Here is a 17582-nt window from a genome sequence, read left to right on the forward strand (position 1 = left end):
ACTATGCCGGTCCGCCCGCGGACGGGCCCGCATTTGCGGCCGACCGAGCTGAAAGCCCTAGTAGCTGTGCTCGGGTCCGGGGAACTGTCCGCGACGCACCTCGTCCGCGTACTGCTCTGCGGCACGGCGCAATTCGCCGCCGACGTCGGCGTAGCGCTTGACGAACCGGGCGGTCTTGCCGTGCATGAAGCCGGCCATGTCCTGCCATACGAGTACCTGTGCATCGGTTTCGTTACCGGCCCCGATGCCCACGGTGGGGATGGTGAGTTTGCGGCTGATCTGTCCCGCGAGGTCGGCAGGGACCATCTCCATCACCACAGCGAATGCGCCGGCCTCCTGGACGGCGATGGCGTCGGCGATCAGCTGGTCGCCGGCATCACCACGGCCCTGAACGCGGAAACCGCCGAGGCCGTTGACGCTCTGAGGAGTGAAGCCGATGTGCGCCATCACCGGGATGCCTGCCGCGGTCAGGGTGGCGATCTGGTCGGCGACGCGTTCGCCGCCCTCGAGTTTGACGGCATGGGCGCCGCCCTCTTTGAAGAATCGGATCGAGGACTCCAGGGCCTGCTGCGGCCCGGCCTCGTAGCTGCCGAAGGGGAGATCGGCGACCACCAGCGCGTGCGGCGCACCCTTCACGACCCCGCGGACCAGGGGGAGCAGTTCGTCGATGCTGACGGGGATGGTGGTGTCGTAGCCGTAGACGACGTTTGCCGCGGAATCACCGACGAGGAGAACCGGGATCTGGGCATCGTCGAAGATCCGGGCACTGGAGTAGTCGTACGCGGTGAGCATCGACCACTTCTCGCCTTCAGACTTCATCTGGGCCAGGTGATGCACGCGGGTGATGCGGCGGCGGGGGGAGGAAGTGGCTGCTTCGCCAGAAATTGGAGCGGAGGGAGCAGCGCCATAAACCGAATTTTCGGACATCGTTGTCTCTTTCGTGCCTCGAGTCCCGCATCCGCGGGTACCCGGGTGGGTGGATGACCCCACCAGTGTGGCACTCCGCGGCGCGAGGAGAAATGGTGTCGGCAGTGGAACTTGTCACACGGACGTGATCTCGGCGGAACCTCACCGACTTCGCAGCGGGCCTGTGCGGCGTCGTTCGCGTGGCACGATGATGACGGTGAGCATGGATGAGAGGCCGACCCGGCTCGTGGATCATGGGCCGACCCGGCCTGTCGATCATGGGCCGACCCGGCCGCGACGAGTCGTCGCGGTGGTCACGATCCTGATGGCGCTGTTGCTGACGGCCGCATGCACCGAAGGTGTGTCGGGCACACCGACCGACGCAACGTTCACCACCGGTGTGGCCCCGACTCCGGACCTCGACCGGTTCTACGGACAAGAGGTCCGCTGGGGTCCGTGCACCGACTTCGCCGACCAGGAGCTGAACGGCTATCCGGCCGACCGCAGCGACTGCGCGACCGTGTCGGTCCCGGTGGACTACGCCGACCCCGAAGGGCAGGTGGCACAGATCGCGATGTTCCGGCTGCGGGCGTCCGGCAACAAGATCGGCTCGCTGCTGCTGAACCCGGGCGGACCGGGAGCCTCCGCGGTCGAGTTCATCGCGGCGCAGGCCGACTTCCTCGGCGGTCTCGACGTCTCCGAACGTTTTGACCTGATCGGGTTCGACCCGCGGGGCATCGGCAAGTCGACGCCGGAGATCCGTTGCCTGACCGACGAGGAACGCGACGCGGAACGGGCCGAGACCCTCGTCGACATGACGCCCGATGGCATCGCCGGGATCGAGGACCGTGCGCGGTCGTTCGCCCAGAAGTGCGCCGAACGCCTGGGTACGGAGTACCTCGCGCATGTCGGTACCGACGACGTGGTCAAGGACATGGACGTTCTCCGTGCGGTACTCGGCGACGACCAGTTGAACTATCTGGGCTATTCCTATGGCACCCGCATCGGTGCGACGTACGCCGAGCAGTTCCCGACCAAGGTCCGGGCCATGGTCAACGACGGAGCAGTGGATCCGTCGGCCGACCCGGTCGAGGATGCCGTGGCGCAGCGAGAAGGTTTCCAATCGGCGTTTGATGCGTTCTCTGCCGACTGCGCCCGGTACTCCGACTGTGCACTCGGTCCGGACCCGTCGAAGGCCACGGCACGGTTCCAGCAGTTGACCCGGCCGCTGATCGACGCGCCGGCCCCGACGACGCAAGACCGTCGACTCACCTACGGCGACGCGATGACAGGGGTGAGCCAGGCCTTGTATTCGGACACGCTCTGGGAACCGCTGCGAGAGGGCTTGGCGCAGCTGACCGAGGGCACCGGGAGTACGTTGCTGCGGCTGGCGGACCTGTACGAGGGCCGCGACTCCTCGGGCGCGTACACCAACACCTTGGACACCTTCACGGTGGTGCGTTGTGTCGACGACCCGCCACTGACCGACCAGGCCCAGATCGATCGTCTCGATGTGGAATCCCGCAGGGTGGCGCCGTTTGCCGACGACGGTCGCGGAACCGGCCGGGGCGCCCGTGACGCCTGCGCGTTCTGGCCGGTGCCACCGACGAGCACGCCCCATGAACTCGATGTCCCCGACCTGCCCACCACCGTCGTCGTGTCCACCACCAACGACCCGGCGACTCCCTACCAGGCGGGTGTGGAACTCGCGCGGCAACTACGCGCCCGGCTGATCACATTCGAGGGCGATCAGCACACGGCATCATTGCAGGGCGATGACTGTGTGGATGACGCGATCACGGCATACTTCGTCGATCTCACACTTCCGGAAGAAAACCTCAAATGTTGAGATTCCAGGGTGAAATCCGCTGGATATTCTGGTTGATGCGCGCTTGTAACATCGATTTAACACCGCGCTCCTAGGCTCCGATGTCATGGATCGCCAAAAAGAATTCGTGCTCCGGACCCTTGAAGAGCGCGACATTCGTTTTGTTCGCCTCTGGTTCACCGACGTTCTCGGATATCTGAAGTCGGTCGCGATCGCGCCTGCCGAGCTCGAAGGCGCTTTCGCCGAGGGCATCGGGTTCGACGGGTCGGCCATCGAGGGCTTTTCACGGGTGTCCGAGGCCGACACGATCGCCAAGCCCGATCCGTCCACGTTCCAGATCCTGCCCTGGACCACCAGCACCGGGCGGCACCACTCCGCGCGCATGTTCTGCGACATCGTGATGCCCGACGGTGAACCGTCCTGGGCAGATTCGCGCCACGTCCTCCGTCGGCAGCTGAACAAGGCCGCCGATCAAGGATTCAGTTGCTACGTGCACCCCGAGATCGAGTTCTTCCTGCTCAAGAACCCGCCCAGTGTCGACGGGTCGATTCCGATCCCCGCCGACAGCGGTGGCTATTTCGATCAGGCAGTACATGATTCGGCGCCCAACTTCAGGCGCCACGCCATCGAAGCCCTCGAGTCGATGGGCATCTCGGTGGAGTTCTCCCACCATGAGGGTGCACCCGGACAGCAGGAGATCGACCTGCGGTACGCCGACGCCCTGTCCATGGCCGACAACGTGATGACGTTCCGCTACGTCGTCAAAGAGGTCGCGATCGGTGAGAACGTCTGGGCGACGTTCATGCCCAAGCCGTTCAGCGAGTACGCCGGCTCGGCGATGCACACCCACATGAGCCTGTTCGAGGGCGACACCAACGCCTTCCACAATCCCGACGACCCGATGCAGCTGTCGGACACCGGAAAACAGTTCATCGCCGGCATCCTGCACCACGCCGACGAGATCAGTGCCATCACGAACCAGTGGGTGAACAGCTACAAGCGCCTGATCCACGGTGGTGAGGCCCCGACCGCCGCCAGCTGGGGCGCGGCCAACCGCTCGGCGCTCATCCGCCTGCCGCTGTACACGCCCAACAAGGCCTCCTCACGCCGGATCGAGGTCCGCAGCCCCGACTCCGCATGCAACCCGTACCTCACCTTCGCCGTATTGCTGGCTGCAGGGCTCAAGGGAATCAAGGAAGGCTACGAGCTCCCGGAACACGCCGAAGACGACGTGTTCGCGCTGACCCCGGCAGAGCGACGGGCCATGGGGTATCGCGAGTTGCCGGGAAGTCTGGCCGAGGCTCTCACGAAGATGGAGAAGTCCGAATTGGTCGCCGAGGCCGTCGGCGAACACGTCTTCGAGTACTTCCTGCGCAACAAGTGGGCGGAGTGGACCGAGTACCGCAGCCACGTCACGCCGTTCGAACTGAAGAACTACCTGGCCCTGTAACTCTCCGGCGGCGCCGGCCCGTGTGGGCTGATGGTGCCGCCGACAGCTCGACCAGTACCGTTGTGTGTTGTGAACCCACCTGCCTCGCGATCTCGAGTGCCCAGTGTCGGCCGACTCGGACTGCTGGAAGCAACAGCGGCTGCGGATCTGGCGACGCTCGGCTGGGATGCAGAAGAGAGCGTCGATCTGTTGTGGGCGCTTTCGCGCGCGCCGAGTGCGGACATCGCGCTCAGAGCGCTCGTCCGGCTGCACGCGGCCGTCGGCCCGGAATGGGCGGACATCGACGGACTGTTACGCACCGACCGCGGTTTCCGGGGACGTCTGTTCGCCGTATTGGGTTCGTCGACGGCGTTGGGAGACCACCTCGTCGCCGAAAACCATGCGTGGCGATTGCTGACTCGTAAAGACCTGCCCGAACCGGCAGAGGTTCTGCAGTCGATGCTCGATTCCGTTGACGCACAACCCGAGTCGGGACACGAAGACAACGGGAACCTGCTGTTCCGGGCACGCGAGACAGGCCCGAAAGCAGTGGTTGCGCTGCGGCTCGCCTATCGCGACCTGCTGCTGCAGGTGGCCGCCCGCGACCTCGCGCCCACCGTCGAGGACGAACCGGTCCTGTGGTTCAGCGATGTGAGCAACTTCTTGGCCGATCTCGCCGACGCGGCTCTCACGGCGGCCTTGGCGGTCGCCATTGCCGAGATCTGCGGTGACGACCCGCTGACCTGTCGCATCGGTGTGATCGCCATGGGCAAATGCGGTGCGCGCGAACTGAATTACGTCAGCGACGTCGATGTCATCTTCGTCAGCGAGCCCGCCGATGCGCAGACCAGCCGTATCGCCGGCGAGATGATGCGCGTGGGATCGCTTGCCTTCTTCGAGGTGGATGCCGCGCTACGGCCGGAAGGCAAGGCGGGCGCTCTCACCCGAACCCTCGATGCGCACGTCACCTACTACAAGCGCTGGGCCAAGACGTGGGAGTTCCAGGCCCTGCTCAAGGCGCGGCCGATGACCGGCGACATGGAACTGTGCCGCCAGTACGTGGACGCGCTGAGCCCGATGGTGTGGGAGGCCTCTGAGCGCGAAGACTTCGTCATCGACGTGCAGGCGATGCGCCGCCGCGTCGAGTCGATGCTGCCCGAGGACATGCGCGAGCGCGAGATCAAACTCGGTCGCGGTGGGCTGCGCGATGTCGAGTTCGCCGTTCAGCTCTTGCAGATGGTGCACGGCCGGGTCGACGAAACGCTTCGGGTCAAGGGAACCGTCGAGGCCCTCACGGTGTTGCGGGACGGTGGGTACATCGGCCGCGACGACGGCGCCAATCTCATTGCCTCCTACGAGTTCTTGCGTTTGCTGGAACACTGCCTGCAGCTCCAACGGCTCAAGCGCACGCATACGCTTCCCGAGTTCACCGATGTGGAGGCCATGCGGTGGCTGGCCCGCGCCGCACACATCAGACCCACCGGCGACCTCGATGCGGGGGGCGTGCTGCGCGAAGAGATCCGACGACAGTCGCATCGGGTTCGCCGCCTGCACGAGAAGATCTTCTACCGTCCCTTGCTCGAAGCGGTCACACGTTTCGACAAGGACGAGTTGAGACTGTCGGACGAATCGGCGATCCGGCGTCTGGGCGCGCTCGGCTACAGCAAACCGCAGAACGCGCTGGGGCATCTGAAAGCGCTGGTCTCCGAGACCGGGCGCCGCGGTCAGATCCAGGAACTGCTTCTGCCGACGTTGCTCGAATGGCTCAGTCGCACACCAGATCCGGACGCGGGCCTTCTCAACTACCGGAGGCTGTGCGACGCAGCGGCCGATCGCGACTGGTTCCTGCGCCTGATCCGCGACGAGGGTGTGGTCGCCGAACGGTTGATGACGGTGCTGGGCACTTCGGCCTACGCAGCCGAGCTGCTGATGCGGTCCCCAGATGTGATCCGGTTGTATGCGGACGGCGCCTTGGGTCCCAAGCTCATCGAGGTCGATCCCAAGGACGTGGTCGGCGGCATGGTCGCCTCGGCCGTCCGGCAGCGTGACCTGAAATCGGCCATCGCAGTGGCGCGCTCACACCGGCGAGCCGAACTGGCCAGGGTTGCTTCGGCCGACATCCTGGGCATGCTCGACGTCCCGCAGGTGTGCCGAGCGCTGTCGCTGGTATGGGCCGGTGTGCTGAATGCCGCGCTGACGGTGGTCACCAAAGCCTCGGTCGCCGAACGGAAATCACCCGCTCCCGCCCGGATGGCCGTGATCGGCATGGGCAGGCTCGGTGGCGGTGAACTGGGTTACGGGTCAGACGCCGACGTGCTCTTCGTCTGCGAACCCGTGGAGGGCGTGGACGAGTCCGAGGCGGTCCGGTGGGCCAACTCGATCGCCGACCGCGTGCGCCAACTCCTCGGGACGCCGAGTGCCGACCCTCCGCTCGAGGTCGACACCGGGCTGCGCCCGGAAGGCCGCAACGGCCCGGTGGTTCGCACCCTCGCCGCCTACGCGACGTACTACCAGCAGTGGGCGCAGGCCTGGGAGATCCAGGCGTTGCTCCGAGCGCACCAGGTCGCCGGCGATGAGGACCTCGGAGTCGCCTTCCTACACATGGCCGACCAGATCCGATACCCGGAGGGCGGCGTGTCCTCGGATGCGGTCCGTGAGATCCGGCGTATCAAAGCCCGGGTGGATGCCGAACGTCTCCCGCGCGGGGCCGACCCGGCAACGCACACGAAACTGGGACGAGGTGGCCTCGCCGACGTCGAGTGGACGGTCCAGCTGTTGCAGTTGCGGCACGGGCACCGGATCCCGGCCCTGCACAACACATCCACCTTGCAATGTCTCGACGCCATCGGCTCGGCGGAACTGCTCGGGGAGAATGACGTCCACCTCCTCAAGGAGGCGTGGCTGACGGCGACAAAGGCACGCAACGCGCTGGTGCTGGTGCGCGGTAAGGCAGTGGACCAGTTGCCGGCGCCGGGAAAGACGTTGCGCGCGGTTGCTTTTGCGGCCGGATGGCACGATGACGACTCGGGGGAGTTCTTGGACAACTATCTGCGCGTGACCCGGCGGGCAAAAGCCGTGGTACTGAAGGTATTCGGCGGGTGAGGCGGCGCTCGCAGCGTCTGGCAGACCGGGGAGCCGCGTTCAAGGTCCTCTACTTCTTTGCCGTGGTGATCGGCTGGGCGCTGTTCGCGGTTGCCCTGGCGGCGGTGTGGCTGCATTTCTTCCCCGGCCGTGGGCAGGTGGCGATCGCTGCTGCCAGTGCCGTACCGCTGATGTTGCTTGCCATCGTTCCTGCCATCCTCATCCTCGCCGTGACACGACGGTGGATCTCCACAGTGCTGGCCGTTGTCCTGTTGGGGGTGGGCATCTGGACCCAGGCGCCGCTGTTCAAAGCGGCCGATGCACCCACTCGCGGGTCGGTGACAGTGGTGCAGGCGAACCTCAAGCTCGGCAAGGCCGATGCCGGGGAAGTGGTGTCGCGGGTCCGGGCGACCGGGGCGGCGCTGCTCACCGTCGAGGAGCTCACGCCCGAGTCCCTTGCTGCACTCGAGGGCACAGATCTACGCGGCATGATGCCGTACGAGTTCGTGGTACCCGGCGAAGGTGGTACCGGCACCGGCATATTCAGCCGTTACCCCCTCCGCAACACTGCTGAACTGAACGGGTTCGCGCTGGGAAATCTGCGTGCGGACGTGGACCTTCCGGGCGCGCCCGGCACCACCGTCTTCGCCGTACATCCGATCCCGCCTTACCCCTACGACCCGGATCGATGGGTGGACGAGATGAAACGCCTGCGCGAAACGCTGCACGGGGTCACCGGAGATCGGGTGATCGTCAGCGGAGACTTCAACGCGACATGGGACCACGCGCAGTACCGGTCGCTACTGGAGCGCGGATTCCGGGATGCGACCGAGCAGGCGGGCGAGGGCGTGCAGTTGACCTACCCGGACGACCGCAGCTACCCGCCGCTGATCGGCATCGACCACGTGGTGACGCGCGGATTCACCGCGACATCGTTGTCCACCTTCTCGGTGACGAAGTCTGACCATCGCGCACTGGTGGTCGCACTGGTACCGAGCTGACGTCTCTTCGGTACCGAGCCGGCCACGGCCTCGCTTCTAACCTCTGATCAGCTCTCGGCGGAGATGATCTTGATGGCGAAAACCAGCGTGTCGCCGGCTTCGATACCGGCCTGGGGATTGCCGTTCGCGTAACCATCGGCAGACGTCATCGCGACAGCCACGGTAGATCCGACCTTCTGGCCGGCGATGGCCTTCTGGAAGCCTGGAACGACGCGGTCGAGCGGGAAGTCGACGGGCAAACCGCGCTCGTAGCTGCTGTCGAACACGGTGCCGTCGCGGCCGTTCACCCCCATGTAGCAGACCGTCACCTCGGCAGTGTCGGGCACGAGTGCGCCGTCACCCTCGGTCAGCGTGTGAACGGTCGTCTGGTCGACGGAGAAGGGTGTGGTGACCTCGACGGCGGGCGCGGTGGTGTCGGTGGAGCCGGTGACGGCGACCTCACCGGTGGTTCCTGACAACGTCCACTCCGGTGCCACATCGGACTCCGGGGCCACGGTCGGGCATCCCGCGGGTGCTGCGGTGGTGGTGATCCCCGCGGCGGTTGATTCAGAGGTGGCGGAGTCGGCGTCGGAGCCGCATGCGGCCAGCATCAGCGTCGAGGACACGATGAGGGCCGGGAGCAAACGCTTATAGGTCATCCAGGCAACGTAGCAGTTGCTGATCGCTGACCGATCACTGCGGTCGGCGAATGTGCTGTGACGCAAACACATCCGCCCGCGACGAATCACTCGGCGCGGGCGGACGTCGCTCGTGGGGTCAGGCGCGCCACTCGGCGGTGCGTTCCGGCGTCGCCTGCGCAAGCGCTTCGATGGTGCCGTCGATCCCATAGTCCTTGCCGTACACCGGGGTGCCCGGTTGCTGACGCCACGACTCGTCGAGGCTGCCGGCGTCGACCGGATCGAAACCCAGTTCGTCGACGAGCTGGGAGACGACTTTCTTGCCCTCGTCATCCGGGCCCGCGATCGGGAGTGCGATGCGGCCCTGTGTTCCGGCCGGGACACCCTTGTTGAGCAGGTGCTTCCAGAAGATGCCGTTGAACACCTTGTAGACCGGTTCGCCGAGCAGTTGTGAAACCCAGACGCTTTCGGGTGTGCCGTCTTCGATGGCGTCGATCTTGCCGTCGCGCTGCTGCGGGTAGTAGTTGTTCGTCTCGATGATGGGCGCGCCGGGTTTGCGCGCCGACACGATGCCCGGCGCCAGGTCGGGAGTGTTTTTCTGCGGAATGCTGACGATCACGAGATCGGCGTCCTCGGCTGCTTCCGATGCCCACACCGCGGTGGCTCCGGTCTCCGACGCCAGGTCGGCGAGCGTCTGCGGGTCGCGCGAGTTGGCGACCCGGACCTCATGACCCAGTTGGGTGAGGCGACGCGTGAGCGTTCCGCCGATAAAACCTGCTCCGATGATGCCGATCTTCACGATTGACTCCCTGCGATGTTGTGACTGTTGAACCTCTTCACGCCAACCGGTGCGCTCGTCGGTTCATTCCGTGGGCAGGGTGTGGGCCTGGATACGCCAGACCGGCCCGGTGAACTGAGGAACAGTTCACCGGGCCGGCCGGGTTGACGCACTCAGGCGCTGATCGCCGGAGGCGGATCAGACGTCCTTCGCCGGAGGCGGATCAGACGTCGTAGTAGAGAGAGAACTCGTAGGGGTGCGGACGGATCTGCACCGGCTCGATTTCGTTCTCACGCTTGAACGAGATCCAGGTCTCGATCAGGTCCTCGGTGAACACGCCACCCTCGGTGAGGTATTCGTGATCCTCTTCGAGGCGGTCGATGACCGCGCCGAGCGACGTCGGGGCCTGGGGGATGCCCTTGGCCTCCTCCGGCGGGAGCTCGTAGAGGTCCTTGTCGACGGGCTCGTGCGGCTCGATCTTGTTCTTGATGCCGTCCAGACCGGCCATCATCATCGCGGCGAACGCCAGGTACGGGTTGCCCGAGCTGTCCGGGCAACGGAACTCGAGGCGCTTGGCCTTCGGGTTGTTGCCTGTGATCGGGATACGCACGCAGGCGCTGCGGTTGCGCTGGCTGTAGACCAGGTTGATCGGGGCCTCGTAGCCGGGCACGAGCCGCTTGTAGGAGTTGACCGTGGGGTTGGTGAACGCCAGCAGTGACGGCGCGTGGTGCAGGATGCCGCCGATGTAGTGGCGGGCCAGATCCGACAGTCCCGCGTAGCCGGCCTCGTCGTGGAAGAGAGGCTTGCCGTCTTTCCACAGCGACTGGTGGGCGTGCATGCCCGATCCGTTGTCGCCGAAGAGGGGCTTGGGCATGAAGGTGACGGTCTTGCCGTTCTGCCATGCGGTGTTCTTCACGATGTACTTGAACAGCTGAACGTCGTCGGCTGCGTGCAGCAGGGTGTTGAACTTGTAGTTGATCTCGGCCTGTCCGGCGGTGCCCACCTCGTGGTGTCCGCGCTCGAGGATGAAGCCGGCCTTCTGGAGGTTGGTCGAGATCTCATCGCGCAGATCGACGTAGTGGTCGTACGGGGCGACCGGGAAGTATCCGCCCTTCTGGCGGACCTTGTATCCGAGGTTGGGTGAACCGTCGGGGTCGGTCTGCGAAACGGTGTTCCACCAGCCTGATTCGGACTCCACCTGGTAGTGGGTGCCGTTGATCTCGGAGCTGAAGGACACCGAGTCGAAGATGTAGAACTCGGCCTCGGCGCCGAAGAAGCAGGTATCGGCGATGCCGGTGCTGGCCAGGTAGTCCTCGGCCTTGCGGGCGATGTTTCGCGGGTCGCGGCTGTAGGCCTCGCGCGTGAACGGGTCGTGCACGAAGAAGGTGACGTTCATCGTCTTCGCCTTGCGGAACGGGTCGATCCGCGCAGTCGCCGGGTCGGGGAGGAGCATCATGTCCGACTCGTCGATCGACTGGAAGCCGCGCACCGACGATCCGTCGAATGCCAGGCCGTCCTCGAAGACGCTCTCATCGAAAGCCGATGCCGGGATGGAGAAGTGCTGCATCACCCCGGGGAGATCGCAGAACCGGATGTCGACATATTCGACGCCCTCGGACTTGATGCCCTCGAGCAGTTCTTCTTTTGTGTTGTACACCTGTGGGTGACTCCTTCACTCGTACCCGTTGTAGTCAGACCGATTCTTGGGTTCTACCTGGGTCTGACGACTGTCCTTGCCACTCTAGAGCGGCGGATCATCACCGCTGACCGTATTGACACCAGGTTGCTTGGCAGATACCTCGGTGTTTCGCCTGTGTTACGTAGGGAAGTCCGCGACGCAACGACGGTACCGATCACGGCGTGTCGGGGCGAGTCGCGTCCGGTCCGACGGATTCGGCAGCACATCTATGATTGGGCAATGGGACGAATCACCGGATCGTGGCTCTCGGGCCCTCAGTCGGCTCTGCACGATGGTGTCGACGACGGCACCTACCGCGGTGAACAGCTCGGACTGCCCGAATCGGGTCCCGGGGCGCTGGCGTCGTCGTGGCACCGCTGCCTGGGTCTGCTCGTGGATTGGCTGATGTGCGGCGGCATCTCGCTGCTGTTTGTCCAGGACCTGCAGTCGTCGTCGCTGTCGACGATCGTCCTGCTCGTCTGGTTTGTGGTCGGAGCCGTGACCTTGACCGCATTCGGCTTCACCCCGGGCCAGTTCATCACCGGCTTGCGGGTGGCCAGGGTGGACGGGGGCGAGCGGGTGGGACTTCTGCGGTCGCTGGGCCGGCAGATCCTCATCGTCTTCCTGGTTCCGCCTCTGATCAATGATGCCGATGGCCGAGGACTGCACGATCGGGCAACCGGTACCGCGTTGGTCCGTACGCGCTAGCCTCCCGCCACACACACCGACGACAGCGCCACCCGTTTCGGCCCATCCACCAATTGCAGGGTGGATGTGACCAGAACGGGTGGCGCTGTTCTGTGCGGAGAAATCCGATGTGCGGGGAAAGTGCGGCGTGCGCGGGAACTATCGGCGGCGGGCGGCGCGCTGAACGTTGCGCATCTTCGCACCCTGCGGCATCGGGCCCTTGGGCATTCCCGGTCCGGGCTGCTTCCCGCCCAACGCCGCAAGACGTGATTCCAGGGCGTCGATCCGCGCCTTGTTGATGTTGTTCGGCAATTTGTTCAGATGGCGTTCGAGGCTCTTCAGAGGTACCTGGCCCTCCTCGTTGCCGACGGTCACGTCGTAGATCGGTGTATCGCCGACCAGTCGGGAAATCCGCTTCTTTTCCTGTGCCAGCAACGATTTGGTGCGATGGGGCGCGCCTTCGGCAACGAGGATGACCCCGGGCTTGCCGATGACCCGATGGATCGCGTCGAGATGTGCGGTGCCTGTGACGGCCTGCTTGACCCGCCACTGTCCACGCATGTTGTCCAGCGCCCACGCTGCGGCGCCGGCCTGGCCCTCCGCTTTGGTGAACACCGTCTTCTGAACACGACGACCGAAGATGATGAAAGCGATCAGCACACCCAGAACGATGCCCAGCGGCAGAACGAACACCAGCGATCCGGTGAGCAGACCGATGAGCACGGCCAGGCCGACCAGGAGGACAACCGCGCCGATCATGTAGGGCAGGAGCAGCTTGTCTTCTTTGCGCTGCATCTGGAACGCCTGCCAGAGCTGCTTGCGGCGGGCCCGCGACGCTTCCTTACGGGCAGCCTTCGCTGCTGCCTTCGCCTCTTTTGTCGCTTTTGGTGCCTTAGCCATGTGGTCCAGGATACTGAACCATCCAAATCAGTTGACCAGGCCGTCCCAACCCGACGGTCAACGTCCGGTTGCGGCGGAGTGCCGGGTCAGCGGGCAAGGCGAGCGAGCAGTGACGTGGCTTCCTGGGTGGCGCTACCACCGTCGGTCAGGTGGGCCATCTCGGCGGGCAACTCCCGGCCGTGGTGAGCCATCGCCTGGGCATACAGACGGCCGGCCCGGTACGACGAACGCACCAGGGGCCCCGCCATCACACCGGCGAACCCCAGGTTGTCGGCGAACGTGGAGTGCTCGACGAACTCTTCGGGCTTGACCCACCGATCGACCGGGTGATGCCGCGGTGACGGACGCAGGTACTGCGTGATTGTCAGGATGTCGCAGCCGGCATTGTGCAGATCGGCCATGGCCTCGCGGACCTCGTCCGGTGTCTCGCCCATCCCGAGGATGAGGTTGGACTTGGTGACCAGGCCGGCGTCGCGCGCAGCGGTGATCACGTCGAGGCTGCGCTGGTAGCGGAACGCGGGGCGGATGCGCTTGAAGATGCGCGGCACCGTCTCGACGTTGTGGGCCAGCACCTCGGGCCGTGAGGCGAACACCTCGGCGAGTTGGTCGGGGTCGGCGTTGAAGTCGGGGATCAACAACTCGACGCCGGTGTTCGGGTTGAGCTGCTTGATGTAACGCACGGTCTCGGCGTACAGCCAGGCACCGCCGTCAGGGAGGTCGTCGCGCGCCACACCGGTCACGGTGGAGTAGCGCAACCCCATCGTGGCGACCGACTCCGCCACCCGGCGGGGCTCGTCACGGTCGAGGTCGCTGGGCTTACCGGTGTCGATCTGGCAGAAGTCGCACCGACGGGTGCACTGTTCGCCGCCGATCAGGAAGGTGGCCTCACGGTCTTCCCAGCATTCATAGATGTTGGGACATCCCGCTTCTTCGCAGACCGTGTGCAGGCCCTCGCTCTTCACCAGGGCTTTGAGTTCGGTGAACTCCGGGCCCATGGTGGCGCGGGTCTTAATCCACGACGGCTTGCGCTCGATCGGCGTCTCGGCGTTGCGCGCCTCGAGCCGGAGCAACTTGCGGCCATTGGGACCAACGGATCCGGGGGCGCTGGATTGAGATGGTTTGTCCTGCGAAACGGTCACTGGATCGATGCTACGCCGGTGCGGGCAGGTGCGAAGACCTGCGGGGAGGGCTCGGTCGGCGCCGGGTGGTCGCTGACCGGGAGGGTGCCGTCGAGCGCGTCGACCACGGCCTTCTCCAGCAGGGGGAGCACCTCGTCGACTGTGACCGTGCGACCCAATTCGCCTGTCAGAGAACCTGCCCCGGCGTCGGGGATACCGCACGGAATGATCGAACCGAACGCATCGAGATCCGGATTGCAGTTGATGGCGATCCCGTGCAGGGCCACAGCGCGAGCGACCCTGATGCCGATGGCACCGATCTTCCGATCCGCACTTCCGCCTCCTAGCACCCAGACGCCCGACCGCCCGTCGACCCGGTAGGTCGGAAGGCCTAGCTGTGAGCACACGGCGATCATCGCCTCTTCCAGCCGGCGCACGTAGTCCACGACATCAACCGGTTGGGCGAGGGCGACGATCGGATAGGCGACGAGCTGGCCAGGGCCGTGCCAGGTGATCTTCCCGCCGCGGTCCACGTCGATGACGGGTGAACCGTCTGTCGGCCGGTCGGCGTCTTCGGTTCGTCTGCCGGCGGTGTAGACGGGCGGGTGTTCCAGCAACAGCAGTACGTCGTGGTCCAGCACCCCGTCGGCACGGTCGGAAGCAAGCCGGTGCTGCAGGTCGAATGTCTCCTGGTAGTCCACCCGGCCCAGTCGGCGAACCTCGATCGGGTCTCGGGACAGTCGTGAACTGGTCATCGTTTCTTCATCCTGCCGCTCCTCGGCCCTCGCGGCCGGTGGCATACGCCAACGCCGAGGCGATGGTCGGATGCCGATAGTCGAAGTCGTTGCCGGTCAGCACAGCAGGTACAACGTTCTGGCCCCCCAACAACATTTCCTCGGCCATCTCACCGGCACCCCTCTTGAGTGCAAAACCCGGCACTGTCCACGGAGCCGGGCGCCCCAGAGTGCGACCGAATGCCTCGGTGAACTCCTTGTTCGTCACCGACGCCGGGCCACAGACGTTGACCGGCCCGGCAAGCGACCGGTCCAGCACGAACTCGATCGCGCGGACAGCGTCCACGAGGCTGATCCAGGGGAGATACTGACGGCCGTCACCGAGTTTGGCTCCCAGACCCAGCCGGAACAGAGGTCGGAGCTTGCCGAGGATTCCGCCCGTCGGCGACATCACGGGCGAGATCCTGAGCAGAGTGACGCGGTGCTCGCCGGGTACCGATGCCGACATCGCCGCGGCTTCCCAGTCGGTGGTCAGGTCGGCGAGGAAACCCGTCCCGGACGGGCTCTCCTCGGTGACCGCCGTCGACCCGGTGTCGCCGTAGTAGCCGGTGGCGCTGGCGTTCACCAGTACCGGTATCCGTGCGGCCCGTACGGCATCGGCGAGCACCTGTGTCGGGATGATCCGGCTGTCTCGCAGTTGCTGCTTGACATGCCCGGACCAGCGCCGGTCGCCGATGCCCCGGCCACACAGGTTGACCACGGCATCGGTGCCGCGCAGCGAACTGGGATCTATGCCGAAAGATTCAGGCTGCCAATGGATCTCGTTCTGCGCCGTCGTCGGCCTGCGAACGAGACGGACCACCTGGTGGCCGGCCCCGGTGAGACTGTCCACCAGGGCCGTGCCGATCAATCCAGATGATCCCGCAACGGCGATGCGCATCGGTTAGAGGCCGAGATCTGCCTCAAACGCCGCTTCTTCCAGACGATGCTTCACCGTGGTGAGGAAGCGTCCGGCGTCGGCACCGTCGATCAATCGGTGGTCGTAGGTCAGCGGCAGGTACGACATCGACCGCACCGCGATCGATTCGGAACCGTCTGCTCCGGTGAGCACCACCGGGCGTTTGACGATCGCGCCGGTGCCCAGCATCGCGGCCTGCGGCGGAACCAGGATCGGGGTGTCGAACAACGCGCCCTGGCTGCCGATGTTGGTGATGGTGAACGTGCCGCCGGTCAGGTCGTCGAGCTTGAGCTTGTTGCTCCGCGCCCTGCTCGCGATGTCGGCGATCGCCCGCGCCAGTCCGGCGACCGAGAGGTCGTCGGCGTTGTGGATCACCGGCGAGAGCAGACCCTGCTCGGTGTCCACAGCGATACCGAGATGCACCTTCGAGTAGTAGGTGATCTCCTTGGCGTCCTCATCAATCGAGGCGTTGACGTTGGGATGGGCCTTGAGGGCCTCGACGACAGCCTTCGCGATGAAAGGCAGGAACGTCAGGTTCACGCCCTCGCTCGACTTGAAGCCTTCCTTCGCCGCCTTGCGTAGCGTCACGATCTTGGTCATGTCGACCTCGAAGACCTGCGTGAGCTGAGCGCTCTCCTGCAGGGACTCGCGAGTCTTCTTGGCCGTGATCTGGCGAATCCTGTTGATCTTCTGCGTGGTACCGACCAGCTGGGCCAGCTCCGGCCGCGGTGCGACCGCAGCCGAAGACGCATGCGCCGCGGGTGCGGGCTCGGCGGACTTCTCGGCTGCCGGCGGGGTCTTTGCGGCCTCGGCGGCGGCGAGCACATCCTGCTTGCGGATGCGGCCACCGACACCGGTGCCCTTGATCGAGTTCAGGTCGACGTTGTTCTCGCCCGCGAGTTTGCGGACCAGCGGCGTCACGTAAGGACTCGAGCCGCTGTCGCCACCGCTGGGCGCAGGGGCCGACTTCTTGGCGGGCTCGGACTTCGGGGCGGGCTCGGGTTTCTTCGCCTCGGGTTCTGGCTCGGGCTCAGGTTCCGGCTCTGGCTCTGGCTCGGGTTCTGGCTCCGGCTCGGCTTTCGCCTCGGGTTCCGGCTCAGGCTCGGGTGCGGACGGTTTGGCGTCGGCCGAACCGATGACCGCCAGACGCCCGCCGACCTCGACCACGTCGTCTTCCTGGGCGACGATCTCGAGCAGGGTGCCGGCCGCCGGCGATGGGATCTCCGTGTCGACCTTGTCGGTGGAGACCTCGACGAGGGCCTCGTCGGCCTCGACCGAGTCGCCGACCTCTTTCAGCCAGCGCGTCACGGTGCCCTCTGTCACGGACTCACCCAGTTCGGGCATGGTGACGTCGGTGCCTTCACTCGATCCCGATCCCGAAGCGGCGGGCTTGGCCGGCTCGGGTTCGGATTCAGGCTCTGGTTCGGGTTCGGGTTCCGCCTCTTGCTCGGCGGGCGCCTCGTCGGAACCGGCATCGCCGGAGTCTGCGTCGTCGGAGCTTCCGCCCGATTCGCCTTCTTCGCCGATCTGGGCCAGCTCGCCGCCGACCTCGACCACGTCGTCCTCTTGGGCGACGATCTTTGTCAGGACACCTGAGGCAGGGGCCGGGATCTCGGTGTCGACCTTGTCGGTCGACACCTCGAGCAACGGTTCATCGGCCTCGACCGTGTCACCCTCCTGCTTGAGCCACCTGGTGACTGTGCCCTCGGTGACGCTTTCACCCAGGGCGGGCATTTGGACGGAGAAGGCCATCGTTGTCGACTCCTCGATTTCGAGATCCGGTGTACGGTCTGCGGTCTGAGTCCGGGCCACCGGTGTTGGTGACGCGGCGTTGTGGCGGTACTTCCTGGTGGGCCGAACCGCCGGT

13 protein-coding genes and 1 pseudogene are annotated in these 17582 nt (G+C 65.5%); 5 read left to right on the top strand and 9 right to left on the bottom strand.

Features of this window, described 5'->3' with window-relative positions:
* Window positions 1-57: 57 nt before the first annotated feature.
* A complete protein-coding gene (gene panB / locus ACVWY6_RS05910) occupies window positions 58-927 on the bottom strand; it encodes a 3-methyl-2-oxobutanoate hydroxymethyltransferase (protein WP_457536650.1) in 870 nt (289 codons plus the stop codon).
* A gap of 304 nt (window positions 928-1231) precedes the next feature.
* Here panB and ACVWY6_RS05915 point away from each other — a divergent pair, with 304 nt between their 5' ends.
* The 4 genes from ACVWY6_RS05915 to ACVWY6_RS05930 all read left to right on the top strand — a co-directional run bounded on the left by ACVWY6_RS05915 (window position 1232) and on the right by ACVWY6_RS05930 (window position 8245).
* Window positions 1232-2755 (top strand): alpha/beta hydrolase, encoded by a 1524-nt coding sequence (locus tag ACVWY6_RS05915; protein ID WP_457536914.1) that lies wholly within the window; start codon window positions 1232-1234, stop codon window positions 2753-2755.
* An 85-nt stretch (window positions 2756-2840) separates the two neighbouring features.
* Window positions 2841-4184 (top strand): type I glutamate--ammonia ligase, encoded by a 1344-nt coding sequence (gene glnA / locus ACVWY6_RS05920; RefSeq protein ID WP_023953813.1) that lies wholly within the window; start codon window positions 2841-2843, stop codon window positions 4182-4184.
* A gap of 30 nt (window positions 4185-4214) precedes the next feature.
* The gene (locus ACVWY6_RS05925) at window positions 4215-7265 is read left to right on the top strand and encodes a bifunctional [glutamine synthetase] adenylyltransferase/[glutamine synthetase]-adenylyl-L-tyrosine phosphorylase (protein ID WP_084248398.1); all 3051 of its coding nucleotides are present in this window, start codon (window positions 4215-4217) and stop codon (window positions 7263-7265) included.
* Window positions 7262-8245, top strand: coding sequence for an endonuclease/exonuclease/phosphatase family protein (locus tag ACVWY6_RS05930; protein ID WP_457536653.1), 984 nt, complete (start codon window positions 7262-7264; stop codon window positions 8243-8245). The genes ACVWY6_RS05925 and ACVWY6_RS05930 overlap by 4 nt, the downstream gene beginning before the upstream one ends.
* Before the next feature lie 47 nt (window positions 8246-8292).
* Here ACVWY6_RS05930 and ACVWY6_RS05935 read toward each other — a convergent pair whose 3' ends face one another.
* From ACVWY6_RS05935 to glnA (ACVWY6_RS05945), 3 genes and pseudogenes are all read right to left on the bottom strand, one after another.
* On the bottom strand, window positions 8293-8883 hold the full coding sequence (locus tag ACVWY6_RS05935; RefSeq protein WP_457536654.1) for an FKBP-type peptidyl-prolyl cis-trans isomerase: 591 nt from the start codon (window positions 8881-8883) through the stop codon (window positions 8293-8295).
* Window positions 8884-9001: 118 nt separating this feature from the next.
* Window positions 9002-9694: pseudogene (locus ACVWY6_RS05940) on the bottom strand (NADPH-dependent F420 reductase); the annotation flags it as partial.
* 169 nt (window positions 9695-9863) lie between these two features.
* Window positions 9864-11297 (bottom strand): type I glutamate--ammonia ligase, encoded by a 1434-nt coding sequence (gene glnA, locus ACVWY6_RS05945; RefSeq protein ID WP_023953803.1) that lies wholly within the window; start codon window positions 11295-11297, stop codon window positions 9864-9866.
* 261 nt (window positions 11298-11558) lie between these two features.
* Between glnA (ACVWY6_RS05945) and ACVWY6_RS05950 the strand changes: the two genes are divergently transcribed.
* Window positions 11559-12026 carry an RDD family protein gene (locus ACVWY6_RS05950; RefSeq protein WP_317714325.1) on the top strand — a complete coding sequence of 156 codons (468 nt, stop codon included), beginning with the start codon at window positions 11559-11561 and terminating at the stop codon, window positions 12024-12026.
* A 138-nt stretch (window positions 12027-12164) separates the two neighbouring features.
* Here the strand turns inward: ACVWY6_RS05950 and ACVWY6_RS05955 are convergent, their stop codons facing one another.
* From ACVWY6_RS05955 to sucB, 5 genes are all read right to left on the bottom strand, one after another.
* Window positions 12165-12905: a DUF4191 domain-containing protein gene (locus ACVWY6_RS05955; protein ID WP_317714326.1), complete on the bottom strand. Its 741-nt coding sequence runs from the start codon at window positions 12903-12905 to the stop codon at window positions 12165-12167.
* Between the two features lie 86 nt (window positions 12906-12991).
* Window positions 12992-14044, bottom strand: coding sequence for a lipoyl synthase (gene lipA, locus ACVWY6_RS05960; protein ID WP_023953797.1), 1053 nt, complete (start codon window positions 14042-14044; stop codon window positions 12992-12994).
* Entirely contained in the window at window positions 14041-14778 is a 738-nt protein-coding gene (gene lipB / locus ACVWY6_RS05965) for a lipoyl(octanoyl) transferase LipB (RefSeq protein ID WP_317714327.1), read from the bottom strand. Before lipB ends, lipA begins: the two co-directional genes overlap by 4 nt.
* Before the next feature lie 7 nt (window positions 14779-14785).
* Complete coding sequence (locus tag ACVWY6_RS05970) at window positions 14786-15697, bottom strand: TIGR01777 family oxidoreductase (protein WP_457536657.1); 912 nt, start codon at window positions 15695-15697, stop codon at window positions 14786-14788.
* Between the two features lie 3 nt (window positions 15698-15700).
* Window positions 15701-17467 carry a 2-oxoglutarate dehydrogenase, E2 component, dihydrolipoamide succinyltransferase gene (sucB, locus tag ACVWY6_RS05975; protein ID WP_457536659.1) on the bottom strand — a complete coding sequence of 589 codons (1767 nt, stop codon included), beginning with the start codon at window positions 17465-17467 and terminating at the stop codon, window positions 15701-15703.
* Window positions 17468-17582: the final 115 nt, after the last annotated feature.

The sequence above is a fragment of the Williamsia sp. R60 genome, assembly GCF_054063855.1.

Bases quoted from the DNA above. Each gene is read 5' to 3' on its own strand.
- panB (WP_457536650.1), bottom strand. From the start codon at position 927: ATGTCCGAAAATTCGGTTTATGGCGCTGCTCCCTCCGCTCCAATTTCT.
- ACVWY6_RS05915 (WP_457536914.1), top strand. From the start codon at position 1,232: ATGGCGCTGTTGCTGACGGCCGCATGCACCGAAGGTGTGTCGGGCACA.
- glnA (WP_023953813.1), top strand. From the start codon at position 2,841: ATGGATCGCCAAAAAGAATTCGTGCTCCGGACCCTTGAAGAGCGCGAC.
- ACVWY6_RS05925 (WP_084248398.1), top strand. From the start codon at position 4,215: ATGGTGCCGCCGACAGCTCGACCAGTACCGTTGTGTGTTGTGAACCCA.
- ACVWY6_RS05935 (WP_457536654.1), bottom strand. From the start codon at position 8,883: ATGACCTATAAGCGTTTGCTCCCGGCCCTCATCGTGTCCTCGACGCTG.
- ACVWY6_RS05950 (WP_317714325.1), top strand. From the start codon at position 11,559: ATGGGACGAATCACCGGATCGTGGCTCTCGGGCCCTCAGTCGGCTCTG.
- ACVWY6_RS05955 (WP_317714326.1), bottom strand. From the start codon at position 12,905: ATGGCTAAGGCACCAAAAGCGACAAAAGAGGCGAAGGCAGCAGCGAAG.
- lipB (WP_317714327.1), bottom strand. From the start codon at position 14,778: ATGACCAGTTCACGACTGTCCCGAGACCCGATCGAGGTTCGCCGACTG.
- ACVWY6_RS05970 (WP_457536657.1), bottom strand. From the start codon at position 15,697: ATGCGCATCGCCGTTGCGGGATCATCTGGATTGATCGGCACGGCCCTG.
- sucB (WP_457536659.1), bottom strand. From the start codon at position 17,467: ATGGCCTTCTCCGTCCAAATGCCCGCCCTGGGTGAAAGCGTCACCGAG.